17 protein-coding genes are annotated in these 19,772 nt (G+C 49.1%); 8 read left to right on the forward strand and 9 right to left on the reverse strand.

Going from position 1 to position 19,772, the window contains the following annotated elements; genetic code table 11:
- Positions 1-63: 63 nt before the first annotated feature.
- Together J3491_RS07500 and J3491_RS07505 are read left to right on the forward strand one after the other, a co-directional pair.
- Positions 64-702 (forward strand): LysE family translocator, encoded by a 639-nt coding sequence (locus J3491_RS07500; RefSeq protein WP_100748796.1) that lies wholly within the window; start codon positions 64-66, stop codon positions 700-702.
- A 56-nt stretch (positions 703-758) separates the two neighbouring features.
- Positions 759-1,703, forward strand: coding sequence for an EamA family transporter (locus J3491_RS07505; protein WP_007393579.1), 945 nt, complete (start codon positions 759-761; stop codon positions 1,701-1,703).
- A gap of 212 nt (positions 1,704-1,915) precedes the next feature.
- On the opposite strand, the gene J3491_RS07510 is transcribed toward J3491_RS07505, so the two are convergent.
- The 4 genes from J3491_RS07510 to potA form a co-directional block, all read right to left on the reverse strand.
- On the reverse strand, positions 1,916-2,806 hold the full coding sequence (locus J3491_RS07510) for a LysR family transcriptional regulator (protein WP_100748798.1): 891 nt from the start codon (positions 2,804-2,806) through the stop codon (positions 1,916-1,918).
- 107 nt (positions 2,807-2,913) lie between these two features.
- Entirely contained in the window at positions 2,914-3,714 is an 801-nt protein-coding gene (potC, locus tag J3491_RS07515) for a spermidine/putrescine ABC transporter permease PotC (RefSeq protein WP_100748799.1), read from the reverse strand.
- A complete protein-coding gene (gene potB, locus J3491_RS07520; protein WP_075101819.1) occupies positions 3,714-4,601 on the reverse strand; it encodes a spermidine/putrescine ABC transporter permease PotB in 888 nt (295 codons plus the stop codon). Before potB ends, potC begins: the two co-directional genes overlap by 1 nt.
- Positions 4,601-5,866, reverse strand: coding sequence for a spermidine/putrescine ABC transporter ATP-binding protein PotA (gene potA, locus J3491_RS07525; protein WP_243456217.1), 1,266 nt, complete (start codon positions 5,864-5,866; stop codon positions 4,601-4,603). The genes potB and potA overlap by 1 nt, the downstream gene beginning before the upstream one ends.
- Before the next feature lie 641 nt (positions 5,867-6,507).
- Here potA and J3491_RS07530 point away from each other — a divergent pair.
- The 3 genes from J3491_RS07530 (at position 6,508) to J3491_RS07540 (ending at position 8,973) form a co-directional block, all read left to right on the forward strand.
- Positions 6,508-7,146, forward strand: a complete 639-nt coding sequence (locus J3491_RS07530; protein ID WP_207969706.1) for a carbonic anhydrase — start codon at positions 6,508-6,510, stop codon at positions 7,144-7,146.
- 199 nt (positions 7,147-7,345) lie between these two features.
- Positions 7,346-7,924, forward strand: a complete 579-nt coding sequence (gloA, locus tag J3491_RS07535; protein ID WP_207969707.1) for a lactoylglutathione lyase — start codon at positions 7,346-7,348, stop codon at positions 7,922-7,924.
- 77 nt (positions 7,925-8,001) lie between these two features.
- Positions 8,002-8,973 (forward strand): mechanosensitive ion channel family protein, encoded by a 972-nt coding sequence (locus J3491_RS07540; protein ID WP_207969708.1) that lies wholly within the window; start codon positions 8,002-8,004, stop codon positions 8,971-8,973.
- A 111-nt stretch (positions 8,974-9,084) separates the two neighbouring features.
- Here J3491_RS07540 and J3491_RS07545 read toward each other — a convergent pair whose 3' ends face one another.
- From J3491_RS07545 to ribA, 3 genes are all read right to left on the reverse strand, one after another.
- Positions 9,085-9,552 (reverse strand): c-type cytochrome, encoded by a 468-nt coding sequence (locus J3491_RS07545; RefSeq protein ID WP_207969709.1) that lies wholly within the window; start codon positions 9,550-9,552, stop codon positions 9,085-9,087.
- A gap of 401 nt (positions 9,553-9,953) precedes the next feature.
- Entirely contained in the window at positions 9,954-10,988 is a 1,035-nt protein-coding gene (hemF, locus tag J3491_RS07550; protein WP_207969710.1) for an oxygen-dependent coproporphyrinogen oxidase, read from the reverse strand.
- A gap of 7 nt (positions 10,989-10,995) precedes the next feature.
- Positions 10,996-11,682, reverse strand: coding sequence for a GTP cyclohydrolase II (ribA, locus tag J3491_RS07555; protein WP_207969711.1), 687 nt, complete (start codon positions 11,680-11,682; stop codon positions 10,996-10,998).
- Positions 11,683-12,146: 464 nt separating this feature from the next.
- Between ribA and dxs the strand changes: the two genes are divergently transcribed.
- Positions 12,147-14,180, forward strand: a complete 2,034-nt coding sequence (dxs, locus tag J3491_RS07560; protein WP_207969712.1) for a 1-deoxy-D-xylulose-5-phosphate synthase — start codon at positions 12,147-12,149, stop codon at positions 14,178-14,180.
- Between the two features lie 268 nt (positions 14,181-14,448).
- Positions 14,449-15,276 (forward strand): inositol monophosphatase family protein, encoded by an 828-nt coding sequence (locus tag J3491_RS07565; RefSeq protein ID WP_100748806.1) that lies wholly within the window; start codon positions 14,449-14,451, stop codon positions 15,274-15,276.
- A gap of 37 nt (positions 15,277-15,313) precedes the next feature.
- On the opposite strand, the gene J3491_RS07570 is transcribed toward J3491_RS07565, so the two are convergent.
- Together J3491_RS07570 and J3491_RS07575 are read right to left on the reverse strand one after the other, a co-directional pair.
- Positions 15,314-16,753, reverse strand: coding sequence for a WS/DGAT/MGAT family O-acyltransferase (locus J3491_RS07570; protein ID WP_207969713.1), 1,440 nt, complete (start codon positions 16,751-16,753; stop codon positions 15,314-15,316).
- A 96-nt stretch (positions 16,754-16,849) separates the two neighbouring features.
- Positions 16,850-17,668 (reverse strand): thiazole synthase, encoded by an 819-nt coding sequence (locus J3491_RS07575; protein ID WP_075101809.1) that lies wholly within the window; start codon positions 17,666-17,668, stop codon positions 16,850-16,852.
- Between the two features lie 419 nt (positions 17,669-18,087).
- Here J3491_RS07575 and gspE point away from each other — a divergent pair, with 419 nt between their 5' ends.
- Positions 18,088-19,635 carry a type II secretion system ATPase GspE gene (gene gspE, locus J3491_RS07580; RefSeq protein WP_207969714.1) on the forward strand — a complete coding sequence of 516 codons (1,548 nt, stop codon included), beginning with the start codon at positions 18,088-18,090 and terminating at the stop codon, positions 19,633-19,635.
- The last annotated feature ends 137 nt before the right edge of the window (positions 19,636-19,772 follow it).

Genomic DNA, 19,772 nt, shown 5'->3' on the forward strand with positions numbered 1-19,772 from the left:
TAGTTTGATATCTAAATTAGATGCTAGAATACCAACAAAAGCTTACTCTGGTAGTCGTGTTTAATGAATAATATTGCTTTATACGTACTTATCGCTTCTGCCACTATTGCTAGCCCAGGTCCTGGTGTCATTCTAAGTATTACAAACTCCCTGACGCATGGTCGAAAAAAGACCGCTTATGGCATCTTAGGTCTGTCTCTAGGAATGCTAGGTGTAGCGATTGTCTCAGCTACTAGTATTGGACTAGTGATTGCAACATCAAAGAAAATATTCTTGGCCATTCAATTGTTGGGCGCAATGTATATATTTTACTTGGGTTTTAAAATGGCCTTTGGAAAAAGAAAGTCATTTGCCCTAGAGTCTGACAACACTTCAGACGTGAGTAGCACAAGTGCTGGTAGGTTATTCAAAGAAGGTTTGCTAACCTCCCTTTCTAACCCAAAACCTATCTTATTTTTTATGGCTGTATTTCCGCAATTTATCGATACTGAGCAAACTTATCTTTCTCAATTTTTGATTTTAGCTTCAGCTTTTTGCTTCTTGGTCTTACTGATCCATTTCTGCTATGCAGAAGTATTTGCTTTAGCCAGTCGATATCTATGGAAAGCTCAAGATAATCTATACTTAATTACAAAAATCGGCGGCGTAACATTGATGCTCATTGCCATTCTATTGTTTGTAAGTGTAGTACTCACTCTCTAAAAACATCCTATGGTTAATACAAGATATAACCAGCCATAATTTTCTAGGCCAACGATATGACTCCTATATACACCGCATTGGCTGTACTAGTCACCTTTATTTGGGGTGTGAACTTTACCTTTATTGCATGGGGACTTGAAAGCTTTCCACCGCTAATGCTCACCGCCCTGCGTTTTTTCTTTACCGCTGTACCACTGGTTTTCTTACTGAAGCCGCCAAAATTTAACCGTACATTATTTATCTATGCTATCGGTACGTTTGTCATGCAGTATGCTTTTGTCTTTACTGCCATGCACTTAGGGGCATCAGCAGGATTGACGGCACTATTGTTACAAGTTCAAATTTTTATCACCGTATTGTTGGCGTATTTTATACTAGGTGAGGCAGTGAGTCGCATGCAAATCATCGGTATGCTGGTTGGTGTTCTAGGGCTTAGCGTCATTGCGTTAAATCTTGGTGGTGATATGCCTTTGGCTGGGTTTGTCTGTATCTTAATTGCGGCCATAGGCTGGAGCTTTGGTAACATTGCTTCAAAACAGGTGTCAACACAAGCGACGCAGCAAGGATCAGACGGAGCTATTATTTCGTCTAATACTGGAAAGAATAAGGCATCCGCGTTGTCTGCTCTCACTCTCGTGGTTTGGGGTGGTCTGATCGCTTGCGTGATTTTAACGCTATCTTCTCTCATATTTGAGACCGAGGCATGGCAGCTGGCGACGTTTACTAAGGCATCGCTTAAGTCTTGGTTATCACTTGGGTTTATTGTGTATATCTCAACGCTGATAGGCTTTGGACTGTGGGCGCATCTGCTTAGTCAAAATACGGCTTCTAAGGTTATGCCGTTTGCTCTATTGGTGCCAGTATTCGGTATGACAACCTCCGTGCTGCTCACAGGAGAGGTTGTGCAATGGTGGAAGATGCTGGCAATGGTATTGATATTGTCGGGATTGATGCTAGCGAATATGAAAATGAAACAGGGAAGAAAGCGCCAGCCAATATGACGTTAGCTGTACTTATTCCTATAATAGCGTTTACGGTAAATAAAAATAACGTGATCTACTATTCAAAAGCTCACTGCATGTACACAACGAAGTACACTGCGACTATTTCAGTGAGAAAAATCACTGATACCATTATCATACAGCCAATGCTTCAAGTCCTCACTAGGGTACCGAACTTTTACCCATAAAGAGTGATTATGGTAAATAAAACTTTAAACCGGCTTTACAATACCCTCTAACAAACTCGCAAATCCCTGCATATAAGCCATATCTTGACTGGCCGTGCGCGTTGCGGCATATAGCTGACAATGCACGCCGTCCCCCAATGGACGAGATACCACCCAGCCTTTTTTCTCATACTCCGCCACCACCCAATCAGGGAGAGCCGCAACTCCGCGCTCACTGGCGACCAGCTGTATCAGCATTGCTGTCAGCTCTGTGGTACGGACATTTTTGAAACTCACATCGCTTGGCGTCATAAAGCCTGCGATGATATCGAGGCGTTTGGCTTCGACGGGATAAGCGATCAAGGTTTCATCGATTAAGTCATGAGGCGCGATAAAGTCTTGCGCCGCCAAGTCATGTGTGGGCGACAGTACCAAACGGCTCTCATACTCAAATAGCGGCTGATAGCTGATACCCTCTATCGGCAAATCACTGGTGGTGATTAGCAGATCAATATCGCCCTCCATCAATAGATGATGTGGCTCCGGCTCAAACCCTGTGGCAAAGTCCAGCTCTACATCCGACCACTCGCGGCGATACTGGTTGAGTATTGGCATCAGCCAATCAAAGCAGCTATGGCACTCAGAGGCCAGGCGCAGGCGACCAGCTTGCCCATGGGCGAGGCGTTTTAGATTGGATTTGGTGCGGGTGACTTGCGGTAGGATGCTGTCGGCCAATGCCAGCACTATCTTGCCTGCTGGGGTAAAGCTCAGCGGGCGCGTGCGGCGATTGACGAGGCTGACATCATAATAGTTTTCCAGCTCTTTTAGCTGATGCGAGACGGCAGAGGCGGTGACATGCAGCTCATCGGCGGCCGCAGCCAGCGAGCCATGCGCGCGCAGTGCCGTCAATGTATTGAGATGACGAAGCTCTAACATAAGATAACCTAAGCACTTGGGTGAGAAAAATTCATTATAAACAATATATCAGTGAATTCCACTCAAATATTTCTATCAAGTGCTTGCTATTAGCCAGCCTTCAACGTCTAGCGTCGCCGTAATAATAGCTGTGAGATGACGACCAGTACCAAAGAGGCTACCAGTAGTAACGTACCGATGGCGTTGACCTCAGGTTTGAGGCCGACGCGTACCATCGAATAAATCCGCAGCGGCAAAATCTCATAGCTAGGCCCTGTGACAAAGGTCGATACCACCACATCATCGAGTGATAAGGTAAAGGCGAGCAACCAACCTGCCATCACCGCCGGCAAGATGACAGGAATCAGGACGGTGCGTACCATGGTCGATTCACTAGCGCCCAAGTCGCGCGCCGCTTCCATCAAGCGCTCATCCAAGCTGCTTAGGCGCGCAAACACGGTGATGACCACAAAGGGCAAGCAAAAGGTAATATGGGCAAGCAGTAGCGAAACAAAGCCTAACTGCAGACCAATTAATAAAAATAAGGCCAACAGTGAAATCGCAAGGACAATCTCAGGCGACATCATCAGCACAAATAGCAGCCCGTTCAATAAGCCTTTGCCGCGAAAGTCGTAACGATGTAGGGCAAGGGCGGTGAGCGTGCCGATTAGGGTTGAGACGGTGGCAGCGACTAAACCCAAGACGATAGAATGCCAAAATGCATCGAGCATCGCTTGGTTGTTAAATAGCGACTCGTACCATTTGAGGCTAAAGCCGCCCCAGTTGTAGCCGATTTTTGATTTATTAAATGACATCACCACCAAGACGATAATGGGCAGATATAGCAAAGCATAAATCAAGCCAAGATAGCCTTTGGCTGCGATACTGCCGAGGCTCGGCGGTTTGATGTGGCGTTGGTTATTAGGCATTAGGCCACCTCATTAAAATCAGTCTTACCAATGCGGCGGCTACTGGCACGATAAGCCAGCAATAGCACGGCCATCGCCAGTGTCAACAGCACGCTTGCCGCTGCACCAAAGGGCCAATCACGCGCGTCCAAAAACTGGTTTTTGATGATGTTACCCACCAGCAGGTTACGCGAGCCGCCCAGCACGTCTGCCACATAAAACATCCCCATCGCAGGCAGCAGCACCAAGAGCACCCCTGAGATAATCCCAGGCGTGGTCAGTGGCAGCACCACGTGCCAAAAGGTCTGGGTTTTCGACGCACCCAAATCTTGCGAAGCCAGCAGCATGTCGTTACGCAGATCGGTAAAGACCGCATACAGCGGCAGCACCATAAACGGGAACAGTAAATACGTCAGGCCTGCTATCACCGCGCCTTGCGTGTACAAGATATCGATAGGCGCGTCGATGATACCCAGCGTCAGTAGGGACTTATTGATCAAACCATTATTGGCAAACAATAATTTGAGCGCATAAGTCCGCACCAAAGAGTTGGTCCAAAACGGCAAAATCAAAAGCATCATCAGCAGCGGCTGCCAGCGCGTCTGGGCTTTGGAGACCAGCCAAGCAAACGGATAGCCGAGTAATAAACAAATCACCGTGGTGATACCAGCCATCCAGAGGGAATGAACAAACACCTCAAAATACAGCGGATCCACCATACGTATATAGCTGTCGATATTGACAGGCAGACTAATAAAGGCGCTGCTATCACGGGTCAAAAAACTGACCGCGATGACCAAGATGTTTGGCAACAAAGCAAATATCAGCAGCCAACCCCAGATGAGCCATAGCGTTGCTGTACGAAACGGGCTTTTATTGCCCAAGTTAAAACGGCTAGTACGCGCCATTAGCTGACATCCTTTTGTATGGCTGTTTTTTGTATAGCCACGCTTTGCTCAGGTGCTTGTGGTTCTGTTAAATGGTCTTCGGGCAATACCCACTCCCAGCCATCGACCCACGCCACCTTGACCGCTTCATTGAGCTTATAATCAAAGCTAGGATCGTCTTCATCAAAAAACTCAGAGGCTTTGATGATATGACCATTGGCCAGCTCGATAATCGAGTCTAAGGTACTGCCTTTATAGTTACTCTCGATGACACGGCCCAGCAAGCCTGCATGGCTGTCGTCTTTGGGATCATAAATGCGCAAGTCTTCAGGACGCAGCAGTAGGTTGACGATGTCGCCTACTTGTACATCGTTAGCAAAAGCAGGACGGCGCAAGTTGCGCAATGTGGCTTTACCTTCTTGCACCTGCGCTTCACAGACTTCAACCTCGATGCGGCCATTGGTCACGCGGCCATCACGATCTGGCTGATCGGGGTACACGCCTTTGACCTCTGCCTTAAACAGATTGGTCTCACCGATAAATTTGGCCGTAAATAGATTGGCAGGGGTTTCATAAATCTCGATTGGCGTACCGATTTGCTGAAACTTGCCGTCTTTCATCACCGCGATACGGTCGGACATCGACAGTGCTTCTTCTTGATCATGAGTGACAAAAACAAAGGTAATGCCAAGCTCGCGCTGCAAGCGTTTGAGCTCTGACTGCATCTGCAGACGCAGCTTGTGATCGAGCGCCGATAAAGGCTCATCGAGTAACAGTAGTTTGGGGCGATTGATGACCGCGCGCGCAATGGCCACGCGCTGCTGCTGACCGCCAGACAGATCTTGCGGGCGACGATTGGCAAGGTGCTCTAGCTGCACCATTGCCAGCATCTCACGCACCCGCGACCGAATCTCGTCTTTGGGGACTTTTTTGAGCTTGAGGCCATAGGCGACGTTTTGCGCGACACTCATATGCGGAAACAACGCATACTGCTGAAACACGGTGTTAACCGGCCGCTTATCCGCGGACAGCCCTGCCATCTGCACGCCGTCTAGATAAATCGCCCCTGCCGTTGGCTGCTCAAACCCCGCGATTAAACGTAGCAGCGTGGTCTTGCCGCAGCCTGACGGGCCAAGCAGGGTCAAAAACTCACCATGCTGGATATCAAGATTGATGTCTTTTAAGACCTCAGTTTGATCGTAGGTTTTTTGTAGGCCAGTCAGTTGTAGCAGTACAGTGTCTGATGACGCAGGGTTGGTATGCGTGTTTGCTAAAGATTGGGTCATAAATCTGGTTCCTAAGCCTCTTACCTGTCCGTACCTTTTTTAATATCAGTACTTTTTTAGTATAAGACAGGACAAGGGCTGGCATGAGCATGGTCTGGTTATTGCGTATTATAACAAACCCTTACTATAAATCAGTGCAACTTCGTTATCAGTTACGCGAGTCATACCCGCAAGACAAAGCGGATAGCGCGGATGGCGATAGCGCTCGTTATATGGTTTTTACGGTAGTATAATAGTCAGGCGTTTATGTGCTTGGGCATTTTTCTTTTGGGCAGACTGTATTATCCTAAGCGCGGCTTTTGTATGGTTAATCTACTTAAAATAGGTGCCGTTCTATTGGCATAAAGTGTGTTGATATGCAACGTGCCAATTTTATGTCGAATTGGTTGCATTTCATCATGAGCATGAGGGTCTTGGGGATAGTGGTCGTGGCGTTTATAGCGATATTAACGACATTAAAACAAAAGTTTTTAGCATTTTTTTGTCGGTGTTCCTATACAATCATGTCATGGCTGACACCAAAGTGTGCGGCATGACCTCATCGTCATTGGCCGTCTTTTGGTCTATATATCCAGCATCTTCTTCATCCGCGATATATGAGCAGCCATCTATCATTTAACATTCGAAAAAAAGGATTTCTCATGCCTAACGACACACGCCCCAAAACTGGTCAAGAAGCGCTTGAGCTTTTAAAAGAAGGTAACGCCCGTTACGTCGACAGCCTCACCAACCCAGATCCTGCGATGCAGAGGCGTCCAGAGCTTATCAGTGATCAAGACCCGTTGGCGATTATCTTGGGCTGCTCAGATGCACGCGTACCGGTTGAGATTGTCTTTGACCAAGGGTTAGGGGATTTGTTTGTGATTCGGGTGGCAGGAAATGTCGTCGCACCGTCACAGATTGGCTCAGTTGAGTTTGCTGCCGAAAAATTTGGTACCAAGCTGGTGGTGGTGCTCGGCCACTCACACTGCGGCGCGGTGACCGCTTGCGTAGAAGCGCTCATCAACCCTGAGCAAAACTACACGCCAAACCTGCAGTCTATCGTCGATCGTATTCGCCCAAGTGTTTACAATTTGCACGAGCTGGCGACTGCCAATGGTCAAGACGTCGATGCCGATGAGCTGCTAGATCGCTCTATCAGTGCCAACGTGCGTATGTCTGTCAGTCAGCTCAAACATGGCTCCCGAGCCCTAGAGGACTTGACGACGAGTGGTAAGCTGCTCATCGTTGGGGCAGAGTACGACTTAGAAACCGGTAAGGTACGGTTTTTAGAAGACTGATCTGTGCTTGGAGTTTTGTACTCACTTGACGAAAGCGGCCCTCACACCAGAGCGGTGCGCTTTTTGCTTACAAAACCCTATCATTGATTGGTGCATTTTTGATTATCATAAAAGTAGCAAGCGCATCGCCATGCTGTGATTCGCTTGCTGATTCATTTGTTTTTTATATTAATTTTATATTAGGTATATTAGGATTGTTATGTCTCATTCAGCGTCTAGCTCAACCTCTCTTGATGATGCAGCGACTATCGCGCAGCCTGCCAGCAGCGTCGCGCGTGCAGGTATTCAGCCGATCTCAGCGCAAACCTCAGGCTTTACCTTTAACCACACCATGCTACGCGTAAAAGACCCTGCCAAGTCGCTTGAGTTTTATACTGGGGTGCTGGGTATGACCCTATTGGCGGTCAAAAAATTCCCTGAGATGGAGTTTGATTTGTACTTTTTGGCCAAGCTGACCGATAGTGAGCGTGAGAATCTGCCGTCAGGTGCCGATCTAGAGATCTTTGCCTTTCGTCAGCGCGGTATCTTGGAGTTAACCCATAACTATGGCACAGAGAGTCAGGCCGATTTTAGCTACCATGATGGCAATAGTGGGCCGCAAGGCTTTGGTCATATTTGCTTTAGTGTGCCCAATTTGGCAGACGCGGTGGCTTGGTTTGACAAAAATAATGTCGAATTTAAAAAACGTCCAGAAGATGGCAGCATGAAACATATCGCCTTTATCAAAGACGTCGATGGCTACTGGATCGAGATTGTGCAAGCAGACTTGATGGCGTAGAGTGCTAAGGCGCATGATGCGCCACAAAACATAATGAGCCGCTGCGTTACCCAATCAATCAAAGGAGTGAACCGCCCATGCCTACCCCTGAGGCAGGAACCACAGTAAACGCTGACCGTGCCCCTGAGTCGACGACTGATACGCTGACGTATCACAGCATCTTTGATTCGGCCAATGATATCATGGTGGGGTTTTTGGAGCGAATTCCTTATTTTGTCGCATCGCTCATTGTTATCCTGATTTTTTGGTTTTTGTCGATACTTTTCAAAAAAATCGTTCATAAACTCCTAGGTAGCCGTAGTCGCCATCAAAACTTGGTCAAAGTGTTTCAGCGGGTAGGCGGGGCACTGATTATTTTTATCGGCTTTATGATTGCGATGGTGATTGCGGTGCCAGGGTTTACGCCCGCCAAGCTGATTGGCGCCCTTGGTATTGGTTCGGTGGCGATTGGTTTTGCGTTTAAAGATATTTTTCAAAACTTACTATCAGGTATTTTGCTGCTGCTCTCAGAGCCGTTTCGTATCGGTGATCAGATTGTCTCAGGCGACTATGAAGGGACGGTGGAGGACATCAAAATCCGCGCCACCACCATCAAGACTTATGACGGTCGGCAAGTGGTCATTCCCAACTCAGACCTTTACACCTCGGCGTTGACGGTCAATACGGCCTATAAGCAGCGCCGTTTGCAGGTGGCAGTCGGTATCGGCTACGAAGATGATATTGAAGCGGCAAAAGCGGAGATTTTACGTGCGTTAGATAAGGCCGATAGCGTCTCGACGAAAGCTCAGCCTAGCGTGATTGCGACTGGATTTGGCGGCTCGTCTATCGATCTGACGGTACGCTGGTTTATCGAAGATGGCACGCAGGCCAATAAAGTCGCTTCCATTCATCAAGTCATCGTCGAGATCAAGACAGCGCTGGATGCGGCAGGGGTCAATATCCCGTTCCCAATACGTACCATAGATTTAAGCGATCCGTCTGTCAGTGCTATTGTGGATAAAATGCAGACGCAGCAATCTCCTGCTACCGATCCGCAAGCGGCAAAGTAAGCCGATAGATACTTTTATAGCAACCAAAAAACCTATAGCAAAAAAAACCGCCAAATCAGCAGATAAGGCAGTTTTTTGTGTCAGGTGGTTTTGACAGATATTGCTCTGGACTTAGTCATTTTTGACTTTAAAGTCAGTGTGGCATGATTTGCAGCTTTGGCCCACTTGACCAAACGCTGGCATGACATCATCCATGCTAGTGGCGGTTTGGGCGGCAGCATTTAGCTCAGCTGTCGCTTGTTGGAAGTTTTCTGCTTCTGCGCGAAATCCGTCAACATTTGACCATACCGCTTCAGTCGCGTTACCCGCGGCTTCTTGGTTTTCAAAATGGCTCCAAGGCGTGGCGGCATCTTCTGCCAAAAACGCAGCCTGCTCTTTAAAGATCTCTGCATCAAAGGTGTCAGGGGCTTCGGCCATATCGCCCATGACGCCCATCGCATCGCCCCAGCTTTTCATGCTGTCTTGACGCGCTTTGACATCAGGGTCCACAGAGGTGCTACAAGCGCTGAGGCCTAAAGCGGCCGCCATCAATGTGATACCAAAGACCGAGGTAAGTGAGGATTTGATAACTTGGGCCATATAAATTACTCCTTTAAATTTGGCTAATCGTCGGCGTGCTGAGAAAAACGCGCCGCAAATGACGTTTTATTATAAAAATGAACGCATAATGTTTAGAAACATCAGTGCTTCTAAATGACTTTTGCTAAAAATACATTCTATTGTAACGGTTAACTAAGTAAGGATAGTTAAAATAGTTGTTATCTCATCGTAATATCCATCGTAAGCGCGCTTGTCACGTGGCTTATCAGGCATCGTCGACGTGTCTTGGCGGATGGTTTTGCTGTTTGATATCTGCCTTATATAAATAAGGTCAGCCATGACAGCTGACCTTATATGCGCTTGGTAAGATAGATAAAAACGTAAGCAATAAAAACTTAAGCAATAGAAAAATACCTTGGTCTTTATTATAGGCAGACCTGCTATAGAGTCAACCAGTCGCGCGGTTTTAAGTAAAAATCTGTCAGCTCAAACTCAGGCGAGCCAGGCTCTGGCTCAAAGCGGTAATGCCAGCTGGCAAGCGGCGGCATACTGACTAAGATAGACTCGATGCGGCCATTACTTTGTAGCCCAAAGAGAGTGCCGCGATCATAGACGAGGTTGTACTCGACATAGCGGCCGCGCCGATACAGCTGAAACTGACGCTGCTCGTCGGTATAAGGGGCGGCTTTACGCTGCTCAAAAATAGGCAAAATACCATCAAGATAGCCGTTGCCTACCGCTTTCATAAAGTCAAAACACGTCTCAAAGTCCCAGCCGCGGCTCTCGGTATTGACATCGTCATAAAACAACCCGCCAATGCCGCGCTGCTCATCGCGATGACGCAGATGAAAATACTCATCGCACCACTGTTTGAAGTCAGAATAAACGCTGTCGCCAAACGGCGCGCACAAATCATGACAGACCTGATGCCAGTGGACGCAGTCCGCTAGCACAGGATAAAACGGTGTCAAATCAAATCCGCCGCCAAACCACCAAATCGGCGCTTCGCCTTCTGCTTCGGCGACGAATAAGCGCACGTTGGCATGGCTGGTCGGGACGTTTGGGTTTTTGGGATGGACGACGAGGGACACGCCCATGGCTTGTGCTTTGCGCCCTGCGATATTGGGGTGGCGCGCCGTCGCCGATGCGGGCAGGTTGTGCACGTGAATGTGGCTAAACATCACGCCAGCTTTTTCGATCACCTCACCGTCTGCTAAGACACAAGAGCGGCCGCCGCCGCCTTCTGGGCGCTGCCAATCATCAGGAACAAAGGTGGCATCACCGCCGCCGTCACGCTCTTGTGCTTCGAGCGCTTGGCAAATACGTGCTTGCAAATCGACCAAAAACGCGCGGACGCGAGCGATATCGTTATCGTTTGGTATGGCAGAGTTTGCCGCATCTGCTTGTGCCTGAGCGACGTTTTTGTCTATGACGTTTTGGTCTCTATTGGTATTAGCTGTATCTGGAATACTCATAACATATCTATTTATTTAGGTGTATGGCAGTATTAAAGTCTTTGTCGAGCAAATGTCCCATGCGGTCGCGTTTGGTGGCGAGGTAATCCGCATTCATATCGTTGACACCCACCAGCAGAGGCACGCGCTCCACCACATTGATACCGTGTTCGGTCAAATAGGCGACTTTATCTGGATTGTTGGTGATGAGCCGCACCGCATCGACGCCGACATGGGCGAGCATGGGGCCACACATGTCATAAATGCGCGCATCAGCAGGTAAGCCTAACATTAAATTGGCATCTAGCGTATCATGGCCCTGATCTTGTAGCGCATAGGCGCGGATTTTGTTGGTCAAACCAATACCGCGGCCTTCTTGGCGCAAGTACAAAATAGCGCCGCAGCCTGTCTCTTGGATGGCTTGCATGGCAGTATTGAGCTGCGGGCCACAGTCACATTTTAGTGAGCTAAAGGCATCGCCAGTAAGGCATTCAGAATGAATACGTACCAAGGGCACCGGCGGCTCTGAGGCTGCATGCGCTGTGCTCGGCACGCGGGTGTTGTCTGCCGTCTCATCAGCCGCTACTTGCTCACACGCAGACAGCCCAACGGTCAGCATCACATGCTCTTGGCCGTCGTCGTTTTCAAAAACATGAATATCAAACTCGCCATGACGAGTCGGTAGTTTGGCACTGGTAATAAATTGATATGACATTACTGTCCTGCATAAGCCGGTGGTGGTGGCAGTAGAGTCTGTAAAAACGCGCTCACCTGCTCATGACGATAGCATGGTTTTGCGCTTTATGGTAAAAACACACAAAGTTCACAGACGGCGCACGATGATTAAAGCGACAATTAAAAAAAAATGCTATTATGCCATACTATTTTGACGGATACAGTGACAAGTCTTTACCCTTACATTACTATGTCGTCACGAACATTCGGTATTGATGTCTGATAATAAGGCATAATACTCATCCCAAGCCGCGCCGCGCTATATATTATGCTCGCGTGCTTGCTGTGAGACGCCGCATGATGGACTTTATGCCGGCGTTACATAAATAACTATATGGCTTGTTACATCAATAATGATGTAGATATTATTGACGTCGCTTGGCTATCTTTTTTTTATACCCTAAAGCACGTTTTGTCAGCAGATTGGTAGGTATCGTACGGTTTATGCAGCAGTCACCTTATTCCCCACAGTCTCAGTCCGTATCTGCGTCAGCCACTACGTCTGCGGTTCAGCTGCCCAGTTTGCAGCAGACTTATACGGCAATCCCACGTGTGCGCCCGCAGACGCCGCTGCTCGATAGTATCGATACGCCTGCTGATTTAAATGCCTTTAGTAGCGCTCAGCTGATTGCGTTAGCCGATGAGCTGCGCCTTTTTTTGTTGTATTCGGCCGGTCAAAGTGGCGGACACTTTGGTGCCAACCTAGGCGTGGTCGAGCTGACCATCGTCCTGCATTACTTGCTAGATGCGCCGCACGATCAAATCGTTTGGGATGTGGGGCACCAAGCCTACGCTCATAAAGTGCTTACGGGTCGCCGCGATCAGCTGGGCAGTATCCGTGCAAAAGACGGATTGACGGCGTTTCCTGAGCGTGCCGAGTCTGTGTACGACACCTTTGGTGTTGGTCATTCATCGACCTCCATCTCAGCAGGTCTCGGCATGAGTCTGGCGCTGCGGTATCAGGGGCGGCCGCAGACGGTCGCTTGTATCATCGGTGATGGCGCGATGACAGGTGGCATGGCGTTTGAAGCCATGAACGACGCGGTGCAGCAAGATGCTGATTTGTTGGTGATTTTAAATGATAATGACATGTCGATATCTTGCTCGATTGGCGGGTTTTCGCGGCATTTGGCCATGCTATGGGAGTCGGGGTATCAAGTAGATATCTCTGATAGCGGCCAGCCTATCGTTTGCCAGCGCCCTGATATGCAGGGGTTTGATCGGCGCAAACGCCACAAAGAGATGCGCGATGTGCCGCAGCTCGAGGACAATTTATTCAAAGCCATTGGCTTTACCTACTTTGGCCCCTTTGATGGCCACAATATACCTGAGCTACTGCGCGTCTTGTTATTAGCAAAACAAGTCAAAGGCCCCGTGCTGGTACATGTCTATACTACGAAAGGCAAAGGCTTTGCGCCTGCAGAGCTAGACCCAGTTGGCTATCATGCCATTAGTAAGCTACCAGATGAGCAGCCGCATGATACGCCGCCTGCTGCTAAAAAATCGCAGCCTGCGCTAAAGTACTCGCAAGTATTTGGCCAGTTTTTGTGTGACAAAGCGCATGAAGATGACAAATTGCTCGCTATTACGCCAGCGATGGAAGAAGGCTCAGGCATGACCGACTTTGCCCGTCAGTTCCCAGAGCGGTTTTTTGATGTGGCGATTGCTGAGCAGCATGCCGTCACACTGGCTGCTGGTATGGCAACGCAAGGCGTCAAACCCATCGTGGCGATTTATTCGACATTTTTGCAGCGCGGCTACGATCAGCTGATTCATGATGTGGCTTTGCAAGATCTTGATGTCACGTTTGCCATTGACCGCGCAGGATTGGTGGGCGAGGACGGCGCGACCCATGCAGGAGTGTTTGATTTTGCTTTTTTGCGCTGCGTACCCAACATGCTAATCGCTGCGCCAAAAGATGAAAACGAGTGCTATCATTTGTTAAATACTTGCTATGAGTATCAAGGCTGTACGGCTGTTCGTTATCCGCGCGGCGTCGGTACAGGTGCTGCCATCGAGCGCCCCGCGCAGACCTATGACATCGGCAAGGCGATGATTGAGTCGGTAGTAGGTCGAGATGATGCCCCGCTCAAACTGGCGCTACTGGCGTTTGGTAGCATGGTCGCTGCCGCTTATTCGGCCGCTCAAGATATCGCTCAGCAGTTGCACTGTCAGGTACATGTGGTCAATATGCGCTGGGTGAAGCCACTAGATACCGTATTGTTAGAAGAGATACTGGCAGACGGCATCACCCATATCGCCACCCTAGAGGAGCACATGCTGATGGGCGGCGCGGGCAGTGCAGTCAATGAATACTTGCTCAATGAGTCGGCGGCCTTTAAGCATCATCGCCCAGCCATTTGCAATATCGGTATTCCTGATCGTTTTATCGCGCACGGCGCACCCGCAGAGCAAATGGCCGACTGTGGTCTGGATGTTGCAGGTGTGGTCAGTCAGCTCAAGCAACTGCTAAAATAAAACCCTATCATTCATAAAAAATTGCTAAAATAGCAGAGTAAAAAATAAAGCTTATAGGTTTTTTGCTTAAACCTCGCCTACTTGCCGTAGGTGTGAATTATTTGACAACTTGGGCGGTGCAACGACTAGCAATCATCTATTTGGTTTGCTTGGCGGCTAGGGTTTTTGTTAGGTTGATAGGATTTAGTTTTAAGTCGGCTTTATTTTTTGTACATTTTATCAGTGTTATCTCTTAAGTATATTCATTCATCAAGCAAATAGGTTATCTATGGAACCCATGGTCGTCATCGCAGCACGTGCTGCTGAAAAAGTCGGTAAAGAGATTTTATACGCGCATCAAAACCGTCACAAAATCGAGCTAGACATCGAGTCAAAAGGGCTTGATGGACTGGTCACCCGTATTGATCGTTTTAGCGAAGAGCTGACGATTGAGACACTAAAAGCCAGCTACCCAAACCATTCGTTTTTGGGTGAAGAGTTTGGTATGCAAGAAGGCCGCGGCGAAGATGCCGACTGGTGCTGGATTATCGATCCACTAGACGGCACCAAAAACTTCGTCCATGGCGTGCCGCAGTTTTGTGTCTCTATTGCCGTACAATATAAAGGCGTGACCGAGCACGGCGTGATTTATGATCCTGTGCGTGACGAGATGTTTTCTGCCAGCCGCGGCAAAGGCGCGCGTCTCAACCAACGCCGTATCAATGTCAGTGAGCGTAAAGTCATCGACGGTGGGCTATTTACCACCGGTCATCCGCTTGAGCGCAAACGCAATGGCGAAGTCATCTCTTATGCCAAGCAGCACTTTGAAAGCCTACAAAAAATCTCTGAAGCGGGCGGACAAGTTCGCCGTTTAGGCTCAGCCGCGCTGGATCTGTGCTATGTGGCGGCAGGTCGTTTTGATGGTTATTTTGAGATGTCTATCAAGCCGTGGGACATCGCAGCAGGTGAGCTGATTGTCACCGAAGCACGCGGCGTGGTCGTCGATCATACTGGCGCGCACAACTCGATGACATCAGGCTCTATCTTTGCTTGTAACGTCAAGCTGCTCAAGCCATTGATGCAAGTGGTGGTACCGACTTGGGGCGATGCGTTTTAAGCCGCCGTCAACGATCAAATCTTAAAAGCTGGTACCATTATGGTGCCAGCTTTTTTGTGTGCTGAGGGTTTTGGTCATCACACTTGTCCTTGACCGTGATGCCTTGAAACTCAAGCTCTTTGCTGGTCGCCTCTAGCAAATCCAGCTCTTCTTCGATCAGTATCAGCATGTCTTGTATATGCGGTAGCGCTTTACTACAGGCAGTGATGCCAAACTCAATCCTATCGAGGTAGCTGGCGAGCGTGATGTTCATCGCTTGACCATCAAAGACGATAGAGGCAGGGTATAGCGATTGTAGCTTTGCGCCATTCCAGTATAAGGGCTTGGTTGAGCCGGGTACATTGGAGATGATCAGGTTAAAGGCTTGTTTTTTGGGGAATAAGCCTGTCGCCAGATTGATGCCTTCCCACGCATACGCAATCACGCTGTAATTGATCACTTGGGCCTGATTCATACGGCGAAAACGGCGTTTGCCGTTATTCATGCTGCGGTGGATAAGCTCGATGCGGGGTAGTGGATCATCAAGGTGCGTGCCGAGGTTTGCTAGGACAAATGACAGCTGGTTACCTGAGACGCTATTATCAGTACGTAGCGACATCGGGACAAAAGCGATCAACGGCTTGCTGGGTAGGGCATCCATGGCGAGCAAATAACGACGAATGGCCCCTGCACAGACGGCAAGCACCAAATCATTTTTGCTGATTTTTAGGCGGGCGGCGATATCGTTAAAGCGTTCGATATCATAAGACTGCGCAGCGATACGACGAGAGGCGGAGATACGTTTGTTTAAGATGCTCATCGGCGCATCAAAGGTGCCGACATAGCCTTCGTCGCCATGGTTTTTGAGGTTGTCCAGCAGCTCAGTAAACACCGGTTTGATGGTAGAGATTTGCTCTTTGATGATGCGCCGCACGGAGCGCTCTTTGGGCAGTATGGCGTTGACTTGGTTGCGGTGGCGCGCCATCAATGACCACACAGGCAGGGTGACAGGCTCGGTGGCGGACTGCGATAGGGATTTTTGTACCAAACGCATGGCTGCAATACCATCCACCAATGAGTGATGGATTTTAAAGTACAGCGCAAATCGCTCAGCACCGCCCTCAGTCTCGGGCTGAATGCCTTCTATCACGTGGCATTCCCATAGCGGCATGGCGCGATCTAGCAGCCGTCCGTGCTCCCTTGACACATACATCAGCAGCTCGCGAATCCGCGCAGGGTTTGGCAGCGCGACATGATGCAGATGATGCTCCACATCGAAGTTTTTGTCTTTTTTCCAAAAAATCAGATGCTCTAGCACTTGGTTAAAAGGAAAGCTTGGCGGCACGTCGGACTCTTGCATTTGTTTTACCAGCTGATAGACAAAATCACTATCCGCCGCTTTTGGTAATTCAAATAAAAACAAGCCGCCAACGTGCATGGGCTGTTTACGCGACTCAAGAAGTAAAAATAATTGATCGACTGCTGTGAGAAGTCGCATAATAAATCCTTTTATGAGGTTGGAGAAAAGACCTGTGATGGTGGTGTCATATCTAGCGCCACACGATCAGGTGTCCGCTGAGCTACTAGCAAACGTTTACTGAAAAAAGTAGCCTGTCTGCGGCGAGCTGGCGGCTGCCATTTTGCGCATCGGCATACGGCCCGCCAAAAACGCCTCACGCCCAGCCCAGATAGCGTGCTTCATGGCTTGTGCCATCAAGACTGGGTTTTGCGCATTGGCAATGGCAGAGTTCATCAAGACACCATCGCAGCCAAGCTCCATGGCAATCGCTGCATCCGAGGCAGTGCCGACGCCTGCATCGACCAATACGGGTACGTTGGCGTTTTCGATGATTAGGCTGAGGGTATGGCGATTGAGCAGGCCAAGTCCAGAGCCAATCAAGCTACCGAGCGGCATAATCGCCACGCAGCCCATGCTCTCAAGCTCTTGGGCGACGATAGGATCATCAGACGTATATACCATCACCTCAAACCCATCCTCTATCAAGACTTTGGCCGCTTTTAACGTTTCCATGACGTTAGGGTAGAGGGTTTTTTCATCACCCAACACCTCAAGCTTGACCAGATTGTGCCCGCCCAGCAGCTCGCGAGCAAGCTTACAGGTACGAACCGCCGTTTCGGCATCAAAACAACCAGCAGTATTTGGCAAAATAGTGTATTTGTCTGGAGAGATGACGTCGAGCAAATTGGGCTCATCGTTGTTTTGCCCAATATTGGTACGGCGAATGGCGACGGTGACAATCTCTGCCTCCGACGCGCCGATGGCCTCACCTGTCTGCGCCATGTCTTTATATTTTCCCGTCCCGACCAATAACCGAGAAGAAAAGGTACGACTACCGACGTTAAAGGTGTCTGATAGCAGCGGCGTGGGAGTGGGGTGGGCGTTTTCTGACATAACTCAAATCCTAATAACGGGCGGCAAGATGACCTAATAGACAGTCAAATATGAAAGGGTGTGTCTTAGTGCAAACATGCACCGCTTATCAGACAAGTCTCAAACTGATAATAGCGCACTATCGACAAAATAAAAATCCTCTGTGGACTTGGCGCGTTAGATGGCGCAATTGGCACCAAGCGATAGGGGCGCGCGTCTTGCAGATAAACTCATACGCATCTGACACAAAATGCTATTATACCAAACTCATGCAGGTTTACAGGCAGTCTTTTTGGACGAAGGCGGTGCAGCGCTATGCTAAGCCGCGCTCTATAGTCAAGAGCGCTATGCCATTTTAGAGAAAGTCGATTTTACCCACACCTCTGCTGTCATCATATGCTGCTCATACCGCAGTTATTCTTAGTTATCAGGTCGTTCTTATGATGCAATTGCCTTATAGTTTTGCCAAACGCCATCAGGTTTTGGTCATCCTTGCGATAGACCCTGAGCTGCCCGCGACGCTGGTACTGACCAAGGCCACACCACTATCGGCGATTAATGAAGCGGTGCGGTTTTTACAGCAGCAGGGCGTGCGCGGCGTGCCAACCTATGACAGTGTCAGCGCCGATGAGTTTGAAAAACGCCTAAACGCTGCTTATGCAGGCAATACGGGCGAGTCACAGCACATTGCTGCAGGACTTGAAGACCATCCGGATCTCGATAGCTTGGCAGATAGCGTGCCTGAGACAGAAGACTTGATGGATCAGCAAGACGACGCCCCCATCATCCGCCTGATCAATGCGCTATTGTCCGAGGCCATCCGTCTCAATGCGTCTGATATTCATATCGAAACCTTTGAAAAACGCTTGGTCGTGCGTTTTCGCGTCGATGGCGAGCTAAAAGAAATCATTAGCCCAAAACGTCAATTAGCGCCGCTCTTGGTCTCGCGTATCAAAGTGATGGCCAAACTCGATATCGCCGAAAAACGCGTACCACAGGATGGCCGTATCAGCTTGCGTCTAGCAGGGCGTGAAGTCGATGTGCGGGTGTCGACGCTGCCCTCTAGTTTTGGCGAGCGGGTGGTGATGCGACTGCTCGATAAGCAAGCAGGCCGCTTAAACATGACCTATCTGGGTTTGTCTGACAGCGACTATAGTGAGCTTAAGCGCCTTATCCATCGCCCGCACGGTATCATCTTGGTGACTGGGCCGACGGGGTCTGGTAAGACCACTACTTTATACTCGGCATTGACTGACCTAAATGATCAGACTCGCAATATCTTGACCGCTGAGGACCCGATAGAGTTTCAGCTCGATGGCATCGGCCAGACGCAGGTGAATAATAAAGTCGATATGACCTTTGCCAAGAGTCTGCGCGCGATGTTACGACAAGATCCAGACGTGGTGATGGTCGGTGAGATTCGCGATTTAGAAACCGCAGAAATTGCTGTACAGGCGTCACTTACCGGACATTTGGTATTATCAACGCTACATACCAACACCGCTATAGGGGCAGTCACCCGCTTACAAGACATGGGGGTTGAGCCTTTCTTATTGTCATCATCACTGATAGGGGTCGTCGCCCAGCGTTTGGTGCGCACCTTGTGCCCGCACTGTCATGGCTGGCAAGCTGCAGATAGTGAGCAGGCCAAGCTCTTTACCGAGATTGATCTGACATCGGGGCCATCAGGCGCACAAGCGACAGACACCTTTATCAAACTCCCCAAACCCGTCGGCTGTGACAAATGTAACCAGACAGGCTTTAAAGGTCGTACTGCCATATATGAGGTGGTGCCCATCGATGATACGCTGCGTCGTATGATTCATAGCAACACCGCTGAGTATGAGCTAGAAGCCTACGCTCGCCAAAAAACATCGTCGATTCGCGCTGATGGGCTGCACAAAGTGATAGGAGGTCGGACGACGTTAGAGGAAGTGCTGCGCGTGACCAAAGAAAGCGCGCTAAATGATGAACCGCTTTTAAATTGATAGGGGGGGTTATAAGGGTGCCTAGCATATAAACGGCAAAAAAATAACTGACTATCAAAGCCAGTTATTTGGTCGTGCTCTATCGATAGTGACTGGATGCAGTGGCACATTGATAGTGAATACCGCAATAGTGAATA

It is taken from the genome of Psychrobacter halodurans (assembly GCF_017498075.1).
In the GTDB taxonomy this organism is placed as follows: Bacteria; Pseudomonadota; Gammaproteobacteria; order Pseudomonadales; family Moraxellaceae; genus Psychrobacter; species Psychrobacter celer.

What these genes read in the sequence shown, in the direction of transcription:
- ribA (WP_207969711.1), bottom strand. Translation starts at nt 11,682, where the DNA reads ATGTCATATCAATTTATTACCAGTGCCAAACTACCGACTCGTCATGGC.
- J3491_RS07540 (WP_207969708.1), top strand. Translation starts at nt 8,002, where the DNA reads ATGCCTACCCCTGAGGCAGGAACCACAGTAAACGCTGACCGTGCCCCT.
- J3491_RS07505 (WP_007393579.1), top strand. Translation starts at nt 759, where the DNA reads ATGACTCCTATATACACCGCATTGGCTGTACTAGTCACCTTTATTTGG.
- J3491_RS07530 (WP_207969706.1), top strand. Translation starts at nt 6,508, where the DNA reads ATGCCTAACGACACACGCCCCAAAACTGGTCAAGAAGCGCTTGAGCTT.
- J3491_RS07510 (WP_100748798.1), bottom strand. Translation starts at nt 2,806, where the DNA reads ATGTTAGAGCTTCGTCATCTCAATACATTGACGGCACTGCGCGCGCAT.
- gloA (WP_207969707.1), top strand. Translation starts at nt 7,346, where the DNA reads ATGTCTCATTCAGCGTCTAGCTCAACCTCTCTTGATGATGCAGCGACT.
- J3491_RS07575 (WP_075101809.1), bottom strand. Translation starts at nt 17,668, where the DNA reads ATGTCAGAAAACGCCCACCCCACTCCCACGCCGCTGCTATCAGACACC.
- potA (WP_243456217.1), bottom strand. Translation starts at nt 5,866, where the DNA reads ATGACCCAATCTTTAGCAAACACGCATACCAACCCTGCGTCATCAGAC.
- J3491_RS07570 (WP_207969713.1), bottom strand. Translation starts at nt 16,753, where the DNA reads ATGCGACTTCTCACAGCAGTCGATCAATTATTTTTACTTCTTGAGTCG.
- J3491_RS07500 (WP_100748796.1), top strand. Translation starts at nt 64, where the DNA reads ATGAATAATATTGCTTTATACGTACTTATCGCTTCTGCCACTATTGCT.
- hemF (WP_207969710.1), bottom strand. Translation starts at nt 10,988, where the DNA reads ATGAGTATTCCAGATACAGCTAATACCAATAGAGACCAAAACGTCATA.
- dxs (WP_207969712.1), top strand. Translation starts at nt 12,147, where the DNA reads ATGCAGCAGTCACCTTATTCCCCACAGTCTCAGTCCGTATCTGCGTCA.
- potC (WP_100748799.1), bottom strand. Translation starts at nt 3,714, where the DNA reads ATGCCTAATAACCAACGCCACATCAAACCGCCGAGCCTCGGCAGTATC.
- potB (WP_075101819.1), bottom strand. Translation starts at nt 4,601, where the DNA reads ATGGCGCGTACTAGCCGTTTTAACTTGGGCAATAAAAGCCCGTTTCGT.
- gspE (WP_207969714.1), top strand. Translation starts at nt 18,088, where the DNA reads ATGATGCAATTGCCTTATAGTTTTGCCAAACGCCATCAGGTTTTGGTC.
- J3491_RS07545 (WP_207969709.1), bottom strand. Translation starts at nt 9,552, where the DNA reads ATGGCCCAAGTTATCAAATCCTCACTTACCTCGGTCTTTGGTATCACA.
- J3491_RS07565 (WP_100748806.1), top strand. Translation starts at nt 14,449, where the DNA reads ATGGAACCCATGGTCGTCATCGCAGCACGTGCTGCTGAAAAAGTCGGT.